Annotated in this window: 1 protein-coding gene; it reads left to right on the top strand. The window is 28.5% G+C overall.

Annotated features, from left to right (window positions below; translation table 11 throughout):
* On the top strand, positions 1 to 1,048 hold a 1,048-nt coding region (locus AJ930_RS08885), incomplete at both ends, for a motility associated factor glycosyltransferase family protein (protein ID WP_261659523.1).

Raw genomic sequence — 1,048 nt, 5'->3', positions numbered from 1 at the left:
AATTTTTGTTCTAACAAACCTTTCTTTCAATTTTCTAGAATTTATTTTTTAGAACTGATGAGTAATTATTATGAAAAATTTCATGAGGATGTTTTGGAGTTAAATAAAAAGCTAGTGCAGCATTTTAAAGATTCTATTATTTCTCATGGTAATGATTCACTTGATGCCCTTCAAGGCATAGAACAATTTGTTTATAATCTTCCTCAAATGATCACTCATCCTAGTTATACAGAATTACTTTCTAAAAGAAAGAATTTAAGTGATACAGCTATTATTGTTTCTACAGGACCAAGTTTAACCAAACAATTACCTTTATTAAAAAAGTATGCTAATAAAGCTACGATTTTTTGTGCAGATTCTTCTTATCCTATTTTAGCTAAGCATGGTATAAAGCCTGATTATGTTTGTATGCTTGAAAGAAAAGCCATTACAGCAGAATTTTTTAATCATGATTTTGGGGAATTTGATAGGGATGTTTGTTTTATTATCAAATCTGTAGTGCACCCTAATGCTATACACTATCTAAACAAAAAAACCGATAATTTTACCCTAGTTTCAACCTATGCAAGCTTTATAGAATATTTAAAATTAGATTATTTTGGATATTTTAACATGGGATTTAGTGTTGCACATATGGCTTGTTATCTTTCCTTGCATTTAAATCATAAAAAAATCATTTTTATAGGACAAGATTTAGCTTATGCTGAAAATGGCAATTCTCATCCTGATGATTATCAAAACTCAGCAACCTATGAAAGTAAAAAGTATCCACACCTTTACACTCTTGCTTATGGCAAAAAAGGGAAAGTTAAAACTCATCATGTCTGGCTCATGTTTAAGCAAAATTTAGAACAAGATGTACAAAAAATACAAAAATATTTAGATACTAAAATTTACAACTGTACCGAAGGTGGAGCAAGGATAGAAGGAACTATAGAAAAACCTTTTCTTTGGGCTTGTGAAAATTTACTTCATAAAGATTTAGATAAACCTTTTGAAAAATTAGAACCTTTAAGTTTAAATAAACAAAATGAGTTTTTACTTAAGG

The sequence above is a fragment of the Campylobacter sp. BCW_6871 genome (genome assembly GCF_001762325.1).
In the GTDB taxonomy this organism is placed as follows: domain Bacteria; phylum Campylobacterota; class Campylobacteria; order Campylobacterales; family Campylobacteraceae; genus Campylobacter_D; species Campylobacter_D jejuni.
Note: the sequence above shows the minus strand (reverse complement) of the source record. Positions and strands in the feature narration are given on the sequence as shown.